General features: G+C 73.5%; 16 protein-coding genes and 1 tRNA gene. 6 read left to right on the top strand and 11 right to left on the bottom strand.

The window, feature by feature from the left end:
* Positions 1 to 73 precede the first annotated feature (73 nt).
* The 4 genes from ACFXA3_RS12955 to ACFXA3_RS12970 all read right to left on the bottom strand — a co-directional run bounded on the left by ACFXA3_RS12955 (position 74) and on the right by ACFXA3_RS12970 (position 3761).
* A complete protein-coding gene (locus tag ACFXA3_RS12955) occupies positions 74 to 247 on the bottom strand; it encodes a hypothetical protein (RefSeq protein ID WP_385185938.1) in 174 nt (57 codons plus the stop codon).
* 75 nt (positions 248 to 322) lie between these two features.
* The gene (locus ACFXA3_RS12960) at positions 323 to 1216 is read right to left on the bottom strand and encodes an SDR family oxidoreductase (protein WP_385185941.1); all 894 of its coding nucleotides are present in this window, start codon (positions 1214 to 1216) and stop codon (positions 323 to 325) included.
* On the bottom strand, positions 1213 to 2136 hold the full coding sequence (locus tag ACFXA3_RS12965) for an alpha/beta fold hydrolase (protein ID WP_385185943.1): 924 nt from the start codon (positions 2134 to 2136) through the stop codon (positions 1213 to 1215). The genes ACFXA3_RS12960 and ACFXA3_RS12965 overlap by 4 nt, the downstream gene beginning before the upstream one ends.
* Positions 2133 to 3761: a flavin-containing monooxygenase gene (locus tag ACFXA3_RS12970; protein WP_385185976.1), complete on the bottom strand. Its 1629-nt coding sequence runs from the start codon at positions 3759 to 3761 to the stop codon at positions 2133 to 2135. Before ACFXA3_RS12970 ends, ACFXA3_RS12965 begins: the two co-directional genes overlap by 4 nt.
* Positions 3762 to 3964: 203 nt before the next feature.
* Between ACFXA3_RS12970 and ACFXA3_RS12975 the strand changes: the two genes are divergently transcribed.
* On the top strand, positions 3965 to 4627 hold the full coding sequence (locus ACFXA3_RS12975) for a MerR family transcriptional regulator (RefSeq protein ID WP_385185945.1): 663 nt from the start codon (positions 3965 to 3967) through the stop codon (positions 4625 to 4627).
* On the opposite strand, the gene ACFXA3_RS12980 is transcribed toward ACFXA3_RS12975, so the two are convergent.
* On the bottom strand, positions 4609 to 5412 hold the full coding sequence (locus ACFXA3_RS12980; RefSeq protein ID WP_385185948.1) for an exodeoxyribonuclease III: 804 nt from the start codon (positions 5410 to 5412) through the stop codon (positions 4609 to 4611). The two genes, ACFXA3_RS12975 and ACFXA3_RS12980, sit on opposite strands and share 19 nt — an antisense overlap.
* Positions 5413 to 5450: 38 nt before the next feature.
* Between ACFXA3_RS12980 and ACFXA3_RS12985 the strand changes: the two genes are divergently transcribed.
* The gene (locus ACFXA3_RS12985; protein WP_385185951.1) at positions 5451 to 5945 is read left to right on the top strand and encodes a GNAT family N-acetyltransferase; all 495 of its coding nucleotides are present in this window, start codon (positions 5451 to 5453) and stop codon (positions 5943 to 5945) included.
* Positions 5946 to 5964: 19 nt separating this feature from the next.
* Here ACFXA3_RS12985 and ACFXA3_RS12990 read toward each other — a convergent pair whose 3' ends face one another.
* Positions 5965 to 7290: a CoA transferase gene (locus ACFXA3_RS12990; protein WP_385185954.1), complete on the bottom strand. Its 1326-nt coding sequence runs from the start codon at positions 7288 to 7290 to the stop codon at positions 5965 to 5967.
* A 127-nt stretch (positions 7291 to 7417) separates the two neighbouring features.
* Between ACFXA3_RS12990 and ACFXA3_RS12995 the strand changes: the two genes are divergently transcribed.
* The 4 genes from ACFXA3_RS12995 to ACFXA3_RS13010 are packed head-to-tail and all read left to right on the top strand — an operon-like array spanning position 7418 to position 13764.
* Positions 7418 to 7828 carry an SseB family protein gene (locus tag ACFXA3_RS12995; RefSeq protein WP_385185957.1) on the top strand — a complete coding sequence of 137 codons (411 nt, stop codon included), beginning with the start codon at positions 7418 to 7420 and terminating at the stop codon, positions 7826 to 7828.
* Positions 7828 to 8391 carry a hypothetical protein gene (locus ACFXA3_RS13000; RefSeq protein ID WP_385185960.1) on the top strand — a complete coding sequence of 188 codons (564 nt, stop codon included), beginning with the start codon at positions 7828 to 7830 and terminating at the stop codon, positions 8389 to 8391. The genes ACFXA3_RS12995 and ACFXA3_RS13000 overlap by 1 nt, the downstream gene beginning before the upstream one ends.
* A complete protein-coding gene (locus ACFXA3_RS13005) occupies positions 8391 to 13040 on the top strand; it encodes a putative T7SS-secreted protein (protein ID WP_385185963.1) in 4650 nt (1549 codons plus the stop codon). The genes ACFXA3_RS13000 and ACFXA3_RS13005 overlap by 1 nt, the downstream gene beginning before the upstream one ends.
* Entirely contained in the window at positions 13033 to 13764 is a 732-nt protein-coding gene (locus ACFXA3_RS13010) for a hypothetical protein (protein ID WP_385185965.1), read from the top strand. The genes ACFXA3_RS13005 and ACFXA3_RS13010 overlap by 8 nt, the downstream gene beginning before the upstream one ends.
* Positions 13765 to 13897: 133 nt before the next feature.
* On the opposite strand, the gene ACFXA3_RS13015 is transcribed toward ACFXA3_RS13010, so the two are convergent.
* The 5 genes from ACFXA3_RS13015 to moaC form a co-directional block, all read right to left on the bottom strand.
* Positions 13898 to 13971: transfer RNA gene (locus ACFXA3_RS13015), tRNA-Ala, on the bottom strand.
* A gap of 75 nt (positions 13972 to 14046) precedes the next feature.
* A complete protein-coding gene (locus ACFXA3_RS13020; RefSeq protein WP_385185968.1) occupies positions 14047 to 15099 on the bottom strand; it encodes a hypothetical protein in 1053 nt (350 codons plus the stop codon).
* A gap of 154 nt (positions 15100 to 15253) precedes the next feature.
* Positions 15254 to 15862: a GNAT family N-acetyltransferase gene (locus tag ACFXA3_RS13025; protein WP_385185971.1), complete on the bottom strand. Its 609-nt coding sequence runs from the start codon at positions 15860 to 15862 to the stop codon at positions 15254 to 15256.
* A 17-nt stretch (positions 15863 to 15879) separates the two neighbouring features.
* Positions 15880 to 16443 carry a molybdenum cofactor biosynthesis protein B gene (locus ACFXA3_RS13030; protein ID WP_385185979.1) on the bottom strand — a complete coding sequence of 188 codons (564 nt, stop codon included), beginning with the start codon at positions 16441 to 16443 and terminating at the stop codon, positions 15880 to 15882.
* Positions 16444 to 16499: 56 nt separating this feature from the next.
* Positions 16500 to 16817: cyclic pyranopterin monophosphate synthase MoaC (moaC, locus tag ACFXA3_RS13035; RefSeq protein WP_385185973.1), on the bottom strand; the 318-nt coding region annotated here is incomplete at its 5' end.

Here is a 16817-nt window from a genome sequence, read left to right on the forward strand (position 1 = left end):
CGGGGGGGGGCGGGGCCCGCCCCGCCGCCCGCGGGCGCCCCGCCCGCTCGCCGGTTCCCGGGGTGTGCGGGCCTCAGAAGTCCCAGTTGTCATCGAGCTCGTCGTGGACCTTTTCCTTCTTCTTCTTGCCCTGTTCGGGGGCCTGCGCAGCGCGCTCGGACGCCTCGTCCCGGGCGCCCTGCCGGCCCGTCTTCGCCTTGTCCTTGAGCTCGTTCGCCTTGTCCTGGAACTGGTCCTTGATGCCCATGCTGTTCACTCCTGGAGGGGTGTAGGGGACGGGGCTCGACCAGATTTGCACGGGCGGACAAAGCTCGCATTTCGATCAATGACGCCCCGTGTCCCCTGCCCGTTCCTTCTCGTCGGCGGCCCCTCCGGCTCCGACCAGCCCGCGGGAGACGTGCGACAGCCTGGGTTCGAAGCGCTGCATCTCCCGCCGGCCGACGGTCGCGATGATCCCGGGCAGGCAGCCGCGCACGCCCTGCATCCCGCGCAGCCACCACTGCGCGTACACGTGCGGCGAGCGCCGCTCGATCCCGGCGACGATCCGGTCCACGGCCGGGCCCAGCGGGTACGTGCGGTTCGACGGCCACGGCAGCCTCTGGCGCAGCTCCCGCATCACCTCGTCCTGGTCGGCGCCGCGCACCATGTCGGTGTCGGTCCAGGAGAGGTAGCCGACGCCCACCCGGACGCCCTTGTGGCCGACTTCGGCGCGCAGGCAGTGCGCGAAGGCCTCGACGCCGGACTTGGAGGCGCAGTACGCGCTCATCATCGGCGCGGGCGTGATCGCGGCGAGCGAGGCGATCTGGAGGAAGTAGCCGCGGCTCTCGGCCAGTACGGGGAGGAAGGCGCGCGCGGTGACGGCCCCGCCGATCAGGTTGACCTCGATCACCCGGCGCCAGGCGTCGGGGTCGGAGTCGGCGAACGGCCCGCCGGCGGCCACGCCCGCGTTGGCGACGACGATGTCGACCTTGCCGAAGCGCTGCTTGACCTCCCGGGCGACGCGGGCCATGGCCTCGTGGTCGGTGACGTCGGCGTGCCAGTGGTCGCTGTCGGTGTGCAGCCGCTCGGAGACCTCCTTGAGGGCCTGCGGCTCCAGGCCCACCAGGGCCACCTTCGCGCCGCGCGCGGACAGTTTGCGGGCGAGGAGTTCACCGACCCCGCGTGCGGCCCCGGTGACGACGGCGACCCGGCCTTCCAGACTCCTGCTCGCGCTCACGGCGTCTTCTCCTTCAGGTCCTCGAGGAAGTGGGTGGTCAGCTCGCGCACGGCGTTCGTGACGGCCTCGGGCGCCTCGATCGGGGTCATGTGCCCCATGCCGGTCAGCTCGGTCAGCCCCACGCAGTGCGGCAGTGCGGCGGCGAGCCCCCGGGCGTGCACGATCGGGGTGAGCCGGTCGTTCTTGCCGCCGATGACGGCGGTGGGCACGGTCAGCGCCGCGAGGTCCGCCTCCAGGTCCAGCGAGGCGAGCACTTCGGACCAGGCGTGCCGGACGCCGGTGGGGCAGCCGTGCACGATGCGGGCGCAGGCCTCGACCTTGTCGGGTGCGGACCCCGGGCCCATCGTCGCGTACTTCAGCACCCGCTTGGCGACCGGCGTGACGGGGCCGAGAGGGGCGCGCGCACCGAGCACCGCGCCGGTGATGCGGGTCCTGGCGCGCCCGGGGCGCAGCGGCACGACCAGCGCTTCCGCGACCAGCCGGGCGCTGCCGGTGCTGCACAGCAGCGCGGCGGCAGCGTGCTCGGCGAACTCCGGCCGCCCGCCGGCGGCCATGATCGTCATTCCGCCCATGGAGTGCCCGGCGACGACCGCGCGCTCACCGGGGTCCAGGGTGGACCGCAGGACGGCGACCAGGTCGTCGGCGAGGGCGGTGGTGTCGTAGCGGGAGGCGGCGGGGCTGCGGCCGTGCCCGCGCTGGTCGTAGGCGATGACCCGGTGGTCGCGGGCGAGCTCGCGGATCTGCGCGGCCCAGAACGCGGTCGAGCAGGTCCAGCCGTGGGCCAGCACCACGGCCGGGGCGTCCGCCTCCCCGTGTTCCTCCACGTGCAGGCGGGAGCCGTCGGCGGAGACCGCCACCAGCTCGCGCCGGGCGGCGGGCGGGGCGTACCGGCCGGAGGTGACGTACGCGGTCCGGCTCACGCGGCGTCCCCCTCGGCGGCGGTGGCCGTGGTGGCGGCCTTGCCGGTCCTGCCCGTGCCGGTCCTGCCCGTGCCGCTCCCGCCCGCACCGGTCTTGCCCGTGGCCTTGGCCGGGGCCCCCGCGCTCTGGACGGGGACCCGCTCGCCGTCGCCCTCCCGCAGCCGGACGACCTCGTACTCGGAGAGGTCCACGCCGCGCGTCTCCTTGCGGAACTCGCCGGTGGTGCCCGGCCAGACCGTCGTGTTGCGGCCCTGCGCGTCGAGGTACCAGCTGGTGCAGCCGCCGGTGTTCCACACCGTCCGCTCCATGCGGGTCTGGACCTGCCGGTTCCACTGGTTCACGGCGGAGGGCCGGGCCGCGAGCGCGACCCGCCCGCCCAGGACGCTCAGCTGGCGCAGGTAGTCCGCCATGTAGTTCAGCTGCGACTCGATCATCAGGATCATCGAGCTGTTGCCGAGCCCGGTGTTCGGCCCGATGATCGTCATCCAGTTGGGGAAGCCGGCCGCGGTCGCCCCGCGCAGCGACTGCATCCCGTCCTTCCAGTGGTCGGCGAGGGTCCGGCCGTCGGCGCCCACCACCCGGTCCGCGATCGGCATGTCCGTGACGTGGAAGCCGGTGCCGAAGACGATCGCGTCGGCCTCGGTCTCCGTCCCGTCGGCGGCGACCAGCACCGAGCCGCGGATCTCCTGGAGGCCGGAGGCGACCAGGTCCACGTTCGGCCGGGCGAGCGCCGGGTAGTAGTCGCTGGAGAGCAGGATCCGCTTGCAGCCGATCCGGTACGAGGGCGTCAGCTTGGCCAGCAGGGCCGGGTCCTTGATGGAGCGCGCCATGTTGGCCTTGGCCAGCGATTCGATGAGCCCGAGCTGGTTCGGCCGTTTGGTGAACGCGCTGACCTGGAGCTCCCGGATCCCCCAGAGCAGCCCGCGCCGGGCCGCCCGGGTGAACGGCAGCTGACGGTGCAGCCAGCGTTCCGCGCCGCTGATGGCGCGGTCGGTGCGCGGCATCACCCACGGCGGGGTCCGCTGGAACAGCGTGAGCCGCTCCACGTCGGGCGCGATGGCCGGGACGATCTGGATGGCCGAGGCGCCGGTGCCGATCATGGCGACGCGCTTGCCGCGCAGGTCGTAGTCGTGGTCCCAGCGCGCGGAGTGGAAGACCTTGCCGGGGAAGTCGGCGAGCCCGGGAATCTCCGGCATCTTCGGGTCGGACAGCGGTCCGGTGGCCGAGACCACCACGTCGGCGGTGAGGTCCCCGCCCTCGGTCTCGATCTCCCACCTCAGCGCGTCGGCGTCCCAGCGCGCCATCCGGACCTCGGAGTTCAGCCGGATGTGCGGGCGCAGCCCGAAGGTGTCGGCGACGTGCTCCAGGTACGCGCGGATGGCCGGCTGCCCGGAGAACGTCCGCGGCCAGTCGGGGTTGGGCGCGAACGAGAACGAGTACAGATGGGAGGGGACGTCGCAGGCGCACCCGGGGTAGCTGTTGTCGCGCCAGGTCCCGCCGACGGAATCGGCCCGTTCCAGTACGACGAAGTCCGTGATCCCCTCGCGGCGCAGCCGGACGGCCGCGCCCAGTCCGCCGAAGCCGGACCCGATCACCGCCACTCGTACGTGCTTGCGCTCGCCCATGCCACCACTCATGCCCGCCGCCCTCCGCAGTCCAGCCAAGCCAAGCCCGTCACAACCACAACCACGACCACCTTCAATGCTGCCAGCAATCACTGGCACAATCGGGAGGGTAGAGCAGCTCCGTACTCATGGGTAGAGGTCGCGGCCGGAAAGTTACTGCCGGTACGCCATAGGCTGCGCCTGTGGCAGACACGGAAGCGGGGATGACAGTGCGCGAATACCGTACGGAGGAACTGGCCGAGGCGGCCGGCATCCCCGTCCGCACCCTGCGCTTCTACCGCGAGCGCAAGCTCCTGCCGGCGCCGCGCCGCGCGGGCCGGATCGCCTGGTACGACGACCACCACCTGGCCCGGCTGCGCACCATCGCCGCCCTGCTCGAACGCGGTCACACCCTCGGCGGCATCGCCGAGCTGACCGCCGCCTTCGAGAACGGGCGCGACGTCGGCCAGCTCGGCGAACTGCTCGGCATCGGCTGGTCCGAGGAGACCCCCGTGCGCCTGACGCCGGAGGCGCTCGCCGACTACTTCGAGGGCGAGGTCACCCCGGAGAACCTGGCGGCCTCCCTCGACCTCGGCTACCTCGCCACCGACGGCGACGAGATCGTGCACGTCAGCCGCCGGCTGCTGGACGTCTCCTCGGCGCTGGTCCGCGAAGGGGTCCCGCTCTCGGCCGTCCTGGAGACGGGCCGCCGGGTCCGCGAGCACGCGGACGCCATGGCGGCCCTGTTCACGGAGCTGATCTCCGCCCATCTGACGGAGGAGGCCCTCCCGCGGCTGCGCCCCCTCGCCAAGAGCGTGGTGGAGGCGGAACTCGGCATGGCGATGGACCGCCTCCTGGCCTCAGGGACTCAGGAGCCGAGCTCGTAGACCACGGTCACGGGCGCGTGGTCGGACCAGCGCTCCGGGTGCGTCTCGGCACGCTCGACGAACGCCTTGACGGCCCTGGCGGCCAGCCCTGGGGTGGCGACCTGGAGGTCGATGCGCCAGCCGGCGTCGTTGTCGAAGGCCCGCCCGCGGTAGGACCACCAGGAGTACGGCCCCTCGGTGTCCGGGTGCAGCTCGCGGACCACGTCCACGTACCCCGCCTCCTCGTACACCTTCCCGAGCCACTCCCGCTCCTCGGGCAGGAAGCCGGCGTTCTTGCGGTTGGTCTTCCAGTTCTTGAGGTCGGCTTCCCGGTGGCAGATGTTCCAGTCGCCGCACACGACGACCTCCCGGCCCTCGCCCGCGGCGCGCGCCCTCAGCCCGACGAGGTACGGGAGGAACTCCGCCATGAAGCGGTACTTCTCGTCCTGCTTCTCGGTCCCGGCCTCGCCGGAGGGCAGGTACAGGCTGGCGACCGTGACGCCCGGAAGATCCACCTCCAGGTAGCGCCCGGCGGCGTCGAACTCGTCGCTCCCGAATCCCACCTGCACCCGCTCGGGCGCACGGCGCGTGTACAGCGCGACCCCGGCCCGCCCCTTGGCGGCGGCCGGCGCGAACACCGTGTGCCAGCCCTCGGGCGTGCGCACCCCGTCCGGGATCTGGCCCTCCTCGGCCCGCACCTCCTGGAGGCAGACCACGTCGGCATCCGACCCGGCCAGCCACGGGGAGAACCCCTTCTTGGCGGCGGCGCGGATCCCATTCACATTCACGGAGGTCACGGTGAGCATCCCCGCACCATAACGGGAGCCTTCCGTACGATGTCCCGATGTCTCACGGGATACAGCTCCGCGTCATGCCCTACGACCACCCGGACGCGGTCAAACTCAACGACCAGGTCCAGCTCGAATACCAGGCGCGCTACGGCGGTGAGGGAGATGTCACATTCCTCGACCCGGCGATGTTCGCCCCGCCGCGCGGCCTGTACCTGCTCGCGTACGACGCCTCGGGCACGCCGGTCGCCAGCGGCGGCTGGCGCAGCCAGGACGAGAACGACGAGGGCTACTCGGACGGCGACGCCGAGCTCAAGCGCATGTACGTGGTCCCCGAGGCCCGCGGCCTGGGCCTGGCCCGCCGCATCCTGGCCGCGCTGGAGGCCGACGCCCGCGCGGCGGGCCGCACCCGCATGGCCCTGGAGACGGGAGACCAGCAGCCGGAGGCCATAGCCCTCTACCTCTCGTCGGGCTACACCCCGGCACCGAAGTTCGGCCACTACCGCACGTACGAGTCGAGCCGCTGCATGGCCAAACCGCTCCGGCCGTGACGCACCGCCCTCCCGCGGCCTACCGCGGGAGCCACTGCGCCCGGTCCGTCCCCCACCGGGACGGACCCCGCCCCCAGTCCCCGAACGGCAGCGGGGACACCGCGTGCCGCAGCACCCCGTACCCCGAATCCGTCTCCCTCAGCCACGGCCCCGCCGCGTAGCCCGCACCGGCGGGGGCGGCCCGCGGCACGTCCCGCACCAGCCACGAAGCCGTCCCCGCCAGCGAGAACCGCAGGGACCGCCCGCCCCCGCAGGCCAGCGCCCGCAGCACGCCCGCGGCGACCAGGTACCCGGTCCCGTGGTCCAGCGCCTGCGCCGGCAGCACCCCGGGGACCCCGCCCTCGCCGTACGCCGCGGCCAGCCCGTAGCCGGCCTGCACCAGCGAGTCGAACCCCCGCCGTGACGCCCACGGCCCGCTCCACCCCCACGCGCACAGCTGGGCCACCACCAGCCCGGGCCGCCGCTCCAGCAGCTCGTCCGCCCCGAGCCCGTACCGCTCCAGCGCCCCCGGCCGGTACCCGGTCACCACCACGTCGGCCCCGGCCAGCAGTCCCTCGAAGACGGCCCGGTCCCCCGCGTCCGCCAGGTCCAGCAGCGCCGACCGCTTCCCGAACCCGGTGTCCGCGTACGCGTCGTCCGACTCCGCCGGCCGCGCCGGGTCGATCCGCAGCACGTCCGCCCCCAGCAGCCCGAGCGTGCGCGTCGCGACCGGTCCCGCGATGACCCGGGTCAGGTCCAGCACCCGCACCCCGGCCGCCGGCAGCGCGCCCGGCCCGAGCTCCCGCCCGGCGCCCCCGGACTCCCGCACCTCCACCAGCGGCTGCGGATCCCCGTACCCGTCCGCCACGGCGACGGCCAGCCCGCCCGCCGCGTACACCGCCTCCTGCACCTCGGCGGCCGTGCGGCCCGCCACGGCGTCCCGCAGCGCCCCGGGGGTCGCGGACGCCGGCCCCAACGCCCGTACCAGGGCGTCCCGGTGATGCGGATAGTTGGCGTGCGTGCGCACCCACCCGTCCGCCGCCCGCCAGAACCCCGACAGCGGGGCGAAGTTCACCGGTGCGCGCCCCCGGACCCGCAGGTGCCGCTCGCTGACGAACGCCGTGGCCACCGCCCCCTCGTCCACCACGAGCGGCTCCACCGCGTCCGCAGGGCGCCCGGCCCGTACGGCGGCCAGCTCCGCGGCGGCCAGCGCGCACACCCCGACGGTGGCCCGCGCCAGCTCCCGTACGGGCAGCGGCCCCTCCCCCAGGCCGCTCGCGCCCCGGTAGGCCACCCGCCCCGCCGATCCCTCCGCCCCGCCGAGCGCACCCCACGCCTGCCGCGTCCCACCGTCGAAGACCGTCATGGGCCCATTCTCCGGAGTGCGCCCACCGCCCGCACGGCCGGGGAGATCCGGCCGGTGCGAGGAACCGGCCAAGGGGCCGGGAACGTGTCCCACCCAGAGATCGGATCTCACGAAGGGGGCTTGCGTCGTGGAACTGACCGCAGAAATCGCCGCGATCCGCGGAGGCCGGGGCGACCCGGCGCGTCTGGTGGGCGAGTTCCGCCGCACCGCCCTGCTCGTCCCGCTCGCCGTCGGTGACGACGGCGCCCACGACGGCCTCATGTCGGCCGTGACGGGCGGCATCCGCTGGTTCTACGCCTTCACCGACGAGCAGGCCCTGGCCCGGTTCGCGGTGGCGCGCGCGGACGCCGGCCGCCCGTGGGAGTACCTCTCGGTCCTCGGCGCCCGTCTCACCGACGCCGTGATCCCGATGGTCGACGGACCGGCGGGCGTGGCCGTCAACGTGGCCGACGAGGACGGCTCGATGTTCTTCCCGCCCGTCTCGGGCATCGTCCCCGACGCGTACGCCGTGGACACCGACCGTACGGGCGCGGCCTGATGGCGGGGGACGGGGACCTCGAAGTCTCCCCCGACGCGGTCAAGGCGGTGCAGGACGGCCTGCGCGCGGCGATCTCGGAACTGCGCGAATCCTCGGACGCCGCGGGCGCCTCGCAGGGCGCGGGCTTCGGCGACCTGGCCATGACGGGCATGGAGGCGGGCCACATGGGCCTGTCCAAGGACTTCGAGGACTTCTGCGAACGCTGGGAGTGGGGCGTGCGCAGCCTCGTGCAGAACGCCAGCACCCTCGCGCAGTCCCTCGGCATCGCGGCCGGCACGGTGTGGGAGGAGGACCAGTACGTCCAGGGCGCCTTCAAGGTCGCCGTGAACGCCGCGTACGGCAATCCGCACGCCTCCGACGAGGAGATCGCGAAGAAGGGCTGGGGCGACATCTTCTCGGCCGACGTCTACAAGCCGGACTACAGCGCGCAGTCGTTCGAGAAGGGCGCCGAGGACATCGGGAAGACCTGGTCGGACACGAAGGACACGGTGACGTCCACCGGGAAGATCGGTTCGCTGAAGGACCTGCTGGACCAGGCCGACGGCAAGGGGGGCAACGGCTGATGGGGCTGGGCGACTTCATACCCGATCCGGTCGAGGACTGGGTCGAGGACCGCGTCGAGGACGTCGGCGACGCGATCGAGTGGACCGGCGACAAACTGGCCGGGCTCGCCGACAAGGTGGGCCTGGACGAGGCGGGCGACTGGATCCGCGACAAGAGCCGCTCGGCCGCCAACCAGCTGGGGGCGGACGTCTCCGAGCTGGAGCTCGGGCAGACCGACGACCCGAAGAAGCTGGTCTACGGCAGCGTCTCCAAGATCCGGGCCCAGGTCTCGCACCTGAGCGACTTCGAGCGCTCGTTCACGCTCGTCGGCAACGGCCTCAAGGGCATCGCGGAGCCCGACGGCCTCAAGGGCAGGACGGCGGACACCTTCCGGGAGAAGGTGGCCAAGGAGCCGCCCCGGTGGTTCAAGGCGGCGGAGTCCTTCGGGAAGGCCGCGGACGCGATGAGCCGGTTCGCGGACACGGTGGAGTGGGCACAGGGCCAGGCCAAGGAGGCCCTGGAGGACTACGAGAAGGCCAGGAAGGCCTCCAACGACGCCCGCACCGCGCACAACGACGAGATCGACGCCTACAAGGACGCCGTCAAGGCGAAGAAGGACCCGCTGCCGCCGAAGCCGACCGGGGACTTCCAGGACCCCGGCGAGGCCATGGCCACGGCCGCTCAGGACAAGCTCGACCGCGCGCGCAAACAGCGCAACGAGGTCGCGCAGACGGCCGCCACGGCGGTCCGCGCGGCCCGCGACGCGGCACCGCCGAAACCCTCGTACACCGAGCAGCTCGGCGACGGCCTGGACTATCTGGACCTCGCCCAGACCCACCTCGCGGGCGGCATCATCAAGGGCACGGCCGACATGGTCGATTTCGCCCGGGCGCTCAACCCGTACGACATCTACAACATCACCCACCCCGCCGAGTACCTGACGAGCCTGAACTCCACGGCCGCGGGCCTGGTCACCGCCGTCAACGATCCGTGGGGCGCGGGCAAGCAGATGCTCGACGAGTTCATGAAGGACCCCTCGGAGGGCGTCGGCAAGCTGATCCCCCAGCTCCTGGCCGACAAGGGCCTGGGCGAGCTCGGCGCGGGCGCCAAGGGCGTCAGGGACCTCGAACACCTCGACGACGTCAAGAAGGGCCCGGGCCGCACCGGCCTGGGCGAGCACGGACCCCACCCGGGCGAGCGGCCCGACCTGGAGAAGCCCAGCAAGTACACCGACCCCGTCGACCTCGCCACCGGCCGGATGTACCTGCCGCAGACGGACGTGGTCCTGCCCGGCGCGCTGCCGCTCGTCTTCACGCGCCGCGCGGAATCCGGCTACACGGCGGGCCGCTGGTTCGGGCCGGCCTGGTCCTCCACCGTCGACCAGCACCTGGAGATCGACGCCGAGGGCGTCGTCCTGGTGGCGGAGGACGGCCTCGTCGTCGCCTACCCGCACCCGGCGCCCGGCCTTCCGGTGACGCCCCTGTCCGCGTCGGCCCCGCAGCACCCGCTGGAACGCACCCCGGACGGCGACTGGACGCTGACCGACCCGGCCACGGGCCACACGCGCCGCTTCGCCCCGCCGGTGGACGGCGCCGACGACGGCATCGCGCCGGTCTCCCTGCTGGAGGACCGCAACGGCAACCTGATCACCTTCGAGTACGACGCCCACGGCACCCCCCTGGGCATCGCCCACTCCGGCGGCTACCACCTGCGCTTCGAGACCGCCGACGGGCGGATCACCGCCCTGCACCTGAGCGGCGGCCCGCGGATCCTCTCGTACGGCTACACCGACGGGCACCTGACCGAGATCACCAACTCCTCCGGTCTGCCGCTGCGCCTCACCTACGACGACCGTGCGCGCATCACCTCCTGGACCGACACCAACGGCAGCCGGTACGAGTACGCGTACGACGACCTGGACCGCTGCGTCGCCGAGGCCGGTGAGGCGGGCCACTACGCACTCACCTTCGGCTACGACGAGCCCGACGCGGCGACCGGCCTGCGCGCGACGCGCATGACCACCGCCGACGGCCACACCCGCCGCTACCTGTTCGACGAGCGCTGCCGCGTCGTCGCCGAGACCGACCCGCTCGGCGCGGTCACCCGCCACGGCCACGACGCCCGGGGCCGGCGGACGTCGAGCACCGACCCGCTCGGCCACACCACGCACAGCAGGTACGACGACCGGGGCCTGCTCGTCTCGGTGGTCCGCCCGGACGGCCGGGAGGCGCGGGCGGAGTACGACGACCTCGGCCGCCCGGTGAAGGTGATCGCCCCGGACGGCACCGTCACCCGTCAGACCTTCGACGAGCGCGGCAACCGCACGTCCGTCACCCGGGCCGACGGGTCCGTCACCCGCTTCGCGTACGACGAGCGCGGCCACCTCGGCGCGGTCACGGACCCGCTGGGCGCCGTGACCCGGATCCGCACCGACCGGGCCGGGCTGCCCCTCGCGGTCACCGACCACCGCGGTGCCACGACGACGTACGAACGCGACGCCTTCGGGCGCACGACCGCGGTCACCGATCCGCTCGGCGCGGTCACGCGCACCGAGTGGTCGGTGGAGGGGAAGCCGCTGCACCGCAGCTCCGCGGACGGCGGCCGGCGCTCCTGGACCTACGACGGCGAGGGCAACTGCCTGACCCGCACGGATGACCACGGCGGCGGCCCGGTCCGCTTCGAATACGGCCACTTCGACGTCCTCACCGCCCGTACCGACGCCGACGGCACCCGCCACGAGTACACGTACGACGCCGGGCTGCGGCTCACCGGGGTACGCAACCCCCAGGGCCTGACCTGGGAGTACGTGTACGACGCGGCGGGACGGCTGGTCACGGAGACGGACTTCGACGGCCGGGCGCTGCGGTACTCCTACGACGCCGCGGACCGGCTCACCGGCCGGACCGACGGTCTCGGGCAGACGATCGCGTACGAGCGCAACGCGCTGGGCCAGACCGTCCGCAAGGACGCCGCCGGCGAGGTGACGACGTTCGAGTACGACGTCTTCGACCAGCTCGCGGTCGCGGTGCGCGGGGACTGCGTCCTGACCCGGCTGCGCGACCGGACGGGCCGCCTGCTGGAGGAGACGGTCGACGGCCGCACGCTCACCTACGCGTACGACGCCGCGGGCCGCCGCGCCGGCCGGACCACGCCGACGGGGGCCACCGCCACCTGGTCGTACGACGGGACGGGCCGCCCGGCCGCCCTGACCACCGCGGGACGGCGGATCGGCTTCACCCACGACGCGGCGGGCCGTGAGCTCACCCGCAGCTACGGCGACGTGGTCACCCTGAGCAGCGGCTGGGACGGGGCGGGCCGGCTGACCGACCAGCTGCTGACGGGCTCCGGCCACGCCGTCGTCCAGCGCCGCGGGTACACCTACCGGGCCGACGGGGCCCTGACCGGGATCGACGACCTGCTGGCCGGGCCGCGGACCTTCGGCCTCGACCCGCGCGGCCGGGTGACGTCCGTGCAGGCCGAGAACTGGACCGAGCGCTACGCCTACGACGAGGCGGGCAACCAGTCCTCCGCCTCCTGGCCCGGCTCCCACCCCGGCGGCCAGGACGCCACCGGCCCCCGCACCTACGAGGGCACCCGGCTGATCACCGCGGGCCGGGTCCGCCACGCGTACGACGCCCTGGGACGGGTCGTGCTGCGCCGCAGGTCACGCCTCTCGCGCAAGCCCGAGACCTGGCGGTACGCGTGGGACGCCGACGACCGCATCACGGCCGTGACCACCCCCGACGGCACGCGCTGGCGGTACGCCTACGACGCGCTGGGCCGGCGCACGGCGAAGGAGCGGCTGACGGCCGACGGCCTGGGGGTGGCCGAGCGCACGGTCTTCACCTGGGACGGGAACGTGCTGTGCGAGCAGGCCACCACCACGGCGGACGGCGCCCACGAGGTCGCCGTGACCTGGGACCACCGGGGCCTGCACCCGCTGGCGCAGACGGAACGGATCCTGACGGCGGACCAGGAGGTGGTCGACGAACGGTTCTACGCCATCGTCACCGACCTGGTGGGCGCGCCCACCGAGCTGGTCGACGAGCAGGGCGGCCTGGCCTGGCGCAGCCGGTCGACGCTGTGGGGATCCACGGCCTGGAGCCGGGACGCCACCGCCTACACCCCGCTGCGGTTCCCCGGCCAGTACTTCGACCCCGAATCGGGGCTGCACCACAACTTCTTCCGCACGTACGACCCCGAGACCGCCCGCTACCTGAGCCCCGACCCGCTGGGCCTCGCCCCGGCGCAGAACCCGGCGGCGTACGTCCCGAACCCGCACCGCTGGTGCGACCCGTTCGGGCTGGCTCCGTACTCGGACAGCACCCGGACGGCGCAGGGCGTCGACCACCAGCTCAACGAGGCGGAGAGCGGCAAGGCGAACCACTACCTGTCCGGCATCGGGGGCGACGAGGCGAAGCTGGAGAAGTACCTGAACAGCCAGCTGCGCGCGCCGGCCAACTACGTGGACGATGCATCGGGGGCCCGGATCATCATCGACCGCGGCCTCAGGGACGGGAGCGGCAACCCGGTGGTGATCATCCGCCAGGACCATATGATCCACGCCTACCACGTCGAGGAGAAGGACATCTCGAACTACATCACCCCGCGCGACGGCAAGGACGCGGCGAAGTGGCGAACCCCGAAACCGGATGAAGTCAATGAGTAGCGAGAACCCCACCGGGGCGCAGCAGTGGCCGGGCTACCGCTCGAAGCCGTCCTACGACCCCGGCCAGAGCCTGGTCTTCCCCGGTCCGGTGCCCGCGGAGCTGCGGGCCCTCGGGCAGGAGGTCCGGGCGGCCGACTGGCCGGTGCGGCTGGCGTTCCGCGCCTCGCGGATGGCCCTGCTGGACACGCTGTGCCGCTGGCAGACCCTGCGCGCGCTGGCCTGTGTGCACGCGCTGGCCGCCGGGGCCGCGGATGCCCGGCTGCTGGGCGACCTGCGCGTGGTCCCGGGACCCGAGACGGCGGCCGACCCGGCGCTGTCCGAGGTGCCGGCGCGGCTGGAGCGGTACGCCCTAGAGCTGCCGCCGGACCTCGTGGACGCGGTCGTCCGCGACGCCGGCGGGCTGCTCACGGACAACCGGTTCACGGCGTCCGTGCTGGGCGCCGGGCTCTCCGCCGATTCCCGCCCGGCCGACACGGACGAGGCGGTCTCCCGGGCGGTGGTCCTCACCAGCTACTGGTACGAGACGCCGGAGCAGCGCGGCGCCCTCGCCCTGGCGTGGAGCGCCAACCTGTTCGTCCGCTCCTGGCTGTGGTGGTCGGCGAGCTTCGCGTACGGCGATCCGGCGGGCGGCATCGGCATCACGGCGGACCCCCGCCCGGCCCGCCCGGCGGCCTCCGCCCTGCCGGACTGGGCGGGTCCGCTGCTGGACCGGGCGGCCGGCTGATCAAAGCACCCCCGGGCGGGGCCCGTTCGGGTCCCGCCCGGGGCACGCCCGTCAAACGCCGAGATCCCGCCCGGTCTTTCGACCGGACGGGATCTCGTGACGTTCCCGAGAGCTACTCGCGAACTGTCGTCTGTGGACCTGTGGGGATTTGAACCCCAGACCCCCTCGATGCGAACGAGGTGCGCTACCAGACTGCGCCACAGGCCCTTGCGACGTGTGAAACATTAGCATCCCCGCGCGGGTGCTCCAAAACCGATACCGGGGAGCGTCCGCGCAGGTCCGTCATTCGTTCGCGGCGCGGGGGCGGTCGTCGCTCTCGTACTGGTCGAACAGCGGCGTGCGGCCGCGGCCCTGGCCGCGCAGGCGGGCGTTCGGGTGGGCCTTCTGGTCCGCCTTCTGACCGGCCTTCTGATCCGCCTTCGGCTCGGCCTTCGCGGCGGCCGGCCCCGGCTGGGCGCGCAGGCGGGGGTCCGTCGGCTCGGCGGTGCTGGAGCGGGTCGCGCTCCAGGCGTCCGGCGTCGCCGGCCCGGTGGCGCGCGGGGCGACCGGGGCCGTCACGTACGTCGGCAGCGGGACCGGGACCGGCTCCCAGCTGTCACCGCGGGCGGGGCCGCGTTCGCGTTCGCGCTGCTGGTCCACCCACTCGGCGTGGTCGGTCTGCTCGACCAGCGCGCGCCGTCCGGCCTCCTGCGGGGAGACCGGTGGCGCAGGGTCCGGTTCGGACCCCGCGGCGGCCTCCGGCTCGCGGCGGCGCGGGCGGTTCTCGCGCAGCTGCCGCGCGGCTGCCTCGGCACGGCGCCGGTCCATGGTGAACTCGTAGCGGCGCCGCTCCTGGACCCGCAGGTGCACGATGTACGCGCTCAGCAGCAGGGCCGGCACGGCGGGAGCCCAGAGGTAGCCCAGGCCGCCGACGGCGGCGACGACCGCGCCGAGCGTGAAGACCAGGAAGAGGAGTGCGGTGGTGCGACGGCGGCGTGCGAGCACCTGGAGACGCTGCTCGCGCCGGTGCCGCTCCGCCACGGCCGACCTCGGTTCCGCCCTAGTCGGAGGCACGCCGACGACCCGGCCGTCGGCGTCCACGGAATTCACCGTTTCCGTCGCGGCGTCCGGGTCCGCGCGGTACTGGGGCTCGGCCTCCTGGTCGCCGCGTTCACGCAGCCCCTTGGCGTAACGGCGCTCCATTCCCGCCCGGCCGGAAAGCAGCCGAATGGCAGTGGAGAAGCGTTCCGTCGGACGGGCTTCGTTCAGCTCGTCCTGCCTCCGGAGCCACATGGGCACCAAGTAGGCGGCCCAGGCCCCGACAATGACTGCGTAGATGAGGCCGCTGCTGCTCACACCTCACACCGTAGAGGGGCGCGGCCGGGCGGATCCGCCAATTGGACCGGTGTGTCGCACGAACTGGCTGATATCACGGACTTTTTTTGTGATTCTTCGGATCAGGTTATGGGCGAATCGGCCGCCGCCCCCGATAATTCGAACAGTTATTCGTTTATGGGGGTGTGGTGCCCTGGGTGCGGGACCGGTGCCAGCGGCGCAGCAGGCCCTCCGGGACCTCCTCCGCCGTCAGCGCGTACACGAGGTGGTCGCGCCACGCGCCGTCGATGTGGAGGTAGCGCGGCCGCAGCCCCTCCTCGCGGAAGCCCAGCTTCTCCACCACCCGCCGGCTCGGCCCGTTCTCCGGCCGGATGCACACCTCCATCCGGTGCAGTCCGACCTTGGTGAAGCAGTGGTCCACGGCGAGCGCGACCGCCGTCGGCATCACGCCCCGGCCCGCCACCTCGCGGTCCACCCAGTACCCGACGTGGCCCGCGCACATGGAGCCCCAGGTGATCCCGGCGACCGTCAGCTGGCCCACGAGGCGGCCCCGGTACTCGATGACGAAGGGCAGCATCCGCCCCGCGTTCGCCTCGGCCCGCAGATGGCGGACCATCTGCCGGTACGTCGGCCGCTGGATCACCGGCCCCCACGGCGCGGGCGGCGGGATCGTCGCCTCCCACGGCCGGAGCCAGTCGCGGTTGCGCCGGTTGACCTCGCGCCAGGCGCTCTGGTCGCGCAGCTTTATCGGCCGGAGCGTGACGTCGCCGTCGGTCAGCACCACGGGCCAGGAGGGTCCGTTCAGCTCGGGCTCCCGGCGGATCTGTCCGCGGGCGCGGGGTGGTCGCCGCCCCGGATCTGGTCCACCGCGTGCGGCAGGATCCGCGTGAGGACCGCGAGGCCGTCGCGGACGCCCCCGGTGGAGCCGGGCAGGTTCACGATCAGGGTGCGGCCGGCCACGCCCGCCAGCCCGCGGGACAGCGCCGCGGTCGGCACGATCGCCAGGCCCTCGGCGCGGATGGCCTGCGGGATGCCGGGGATCTCGTAGTCCAGCACCCGCGCGGTGGCGTCCGGGGTGCGGTCGGTCGGCGAGATGCCGGTGCCGCCGGTGGTGAGGATGACGTCGTACCCGGCGGCCACGCCCTCGCGCAGCGCCTGCTCGACCGGGTCCCCGTCGGGGACGACCCGCGGGCCGTCCACCGTGAACCCGAGCTTCTCCAGGCCCTCGGCCAGCAGCGGGCCGCCCCGGTCGGCGTAGACGCCCGCCGAGGCGCGGTTCGAGGCGGTGACGACGAGCCCGCGCGGGGCGCGGCCGGGCGCGCGGGCCCCGTCCGCCTCCTGCCGCGCGGGGGCGGATTCGGACACGGACGCGGATTCGGACGAGGGGACGTGGCTGAAGGCGTCGCCGCCGCGCGGGGCGTTCACGCGCGCGTCCAGTCGCCGGACTTGCCGCCGGTCTTCTCCTCCACCCGGACGTCCGTGATGACGGCGCCCTTGTCGACGGCCTTGACCATGTCGATGACGGTGAGCCCGGCGACCGCGACGGCGGTCAGCGCCTCCATCTCGACGCCCGTGCGGTCGGTCGTCTTGACGGTGGCGAGGATCTCGACGGCGTCGTCGGCGACGGAGAGGTCCAGCTTCACCCCGGACACGGCCAGCGGGTGACAGAGCGGGATCAGGTCGGGGGTCTTCTTCGCGCCCATGATGCCGGCGATCCGCGCGGTGGCGAGGGCGTCGCC

The organism is Streptomyces sp. NPDC059456 (genome assembly GCF_042750055.1).
Classification (GTDB): domain Bacteria; phylum Actinomycetota; class Actinomycetes; order Streptomycetales; family Streptomycetaceae; genus Streptomyces.

Excerpts from the sequence above, each read along its gene's own strand:
- ACFXA3_RS12955 (WP_385185938.1), bottom strand. The coding sequence starts at position 247 with ATGGGCATCAAGGACCAGTTCCAGGACAAGGCGAACGAGCTCAAGGAC.
- ACFXA3_RS12970 (WP_385185976.1), bottom strand. The coding sequence starts at position 3,761 with ATGGGCGAGCGCAAGCACGTACGAGTGGCGGTGATCGGGTCCGGCTTC.
- ACFXA3_RS12975 (WP_385185945.1), top strand. The coding sequence starts at position 3,965 with ATGACAGTGCGCGAATACCGTACGGAGGAACTGGCCGAGGCGGCCGGC.
- ACFXA3_RS12980 (WP_385185948.1), bottom strand. The coding sequence starts at position 5,412 with ATGCTCACCGTGACCTCCGTGAATGTGAATGGGATCCGCGCCGCCGCC.
- ACFXA3_RS12985 (WP_385185951.1), top strand. The coding sequence starts at position 5,451 with ATGTCTCACGGGATACAGCTCCGCGTCATGCCCTACGACCACCCGGAC.
- ACFXA3_RS12990 (WP_385185954.1), bottom strand. The coding sequence starts at position 7,290 with ATGACGGTCTTCGACGGTGGGACGCGGCAGGCGTGGGGTGCGCTCGGC.
- ACFXA3_RS13000 (WP_385185960.1), top strand. The coding sequence starts at position 7,828 with ATGGCGGGGGACGGGGACCTCGAAGTCTCCCCCGACGCGGTCAAGGCG.
- ACFXA3_RS13005 (WP_385185963.1), top strand. The coding sequence starts at position 8,391 with ATGGGGCTGGGCGACTTCATACCCGATCCGGTCGAGGACTGGGTCGAG.
- ACFXA3_RS13010 (WP_385185965.1), top strand. The coding sequence starts at position 13,033 with ATGAGTAGCGAGAACCCCACCGGGGCGCAGCAGTGGCCGGGCTACCGC.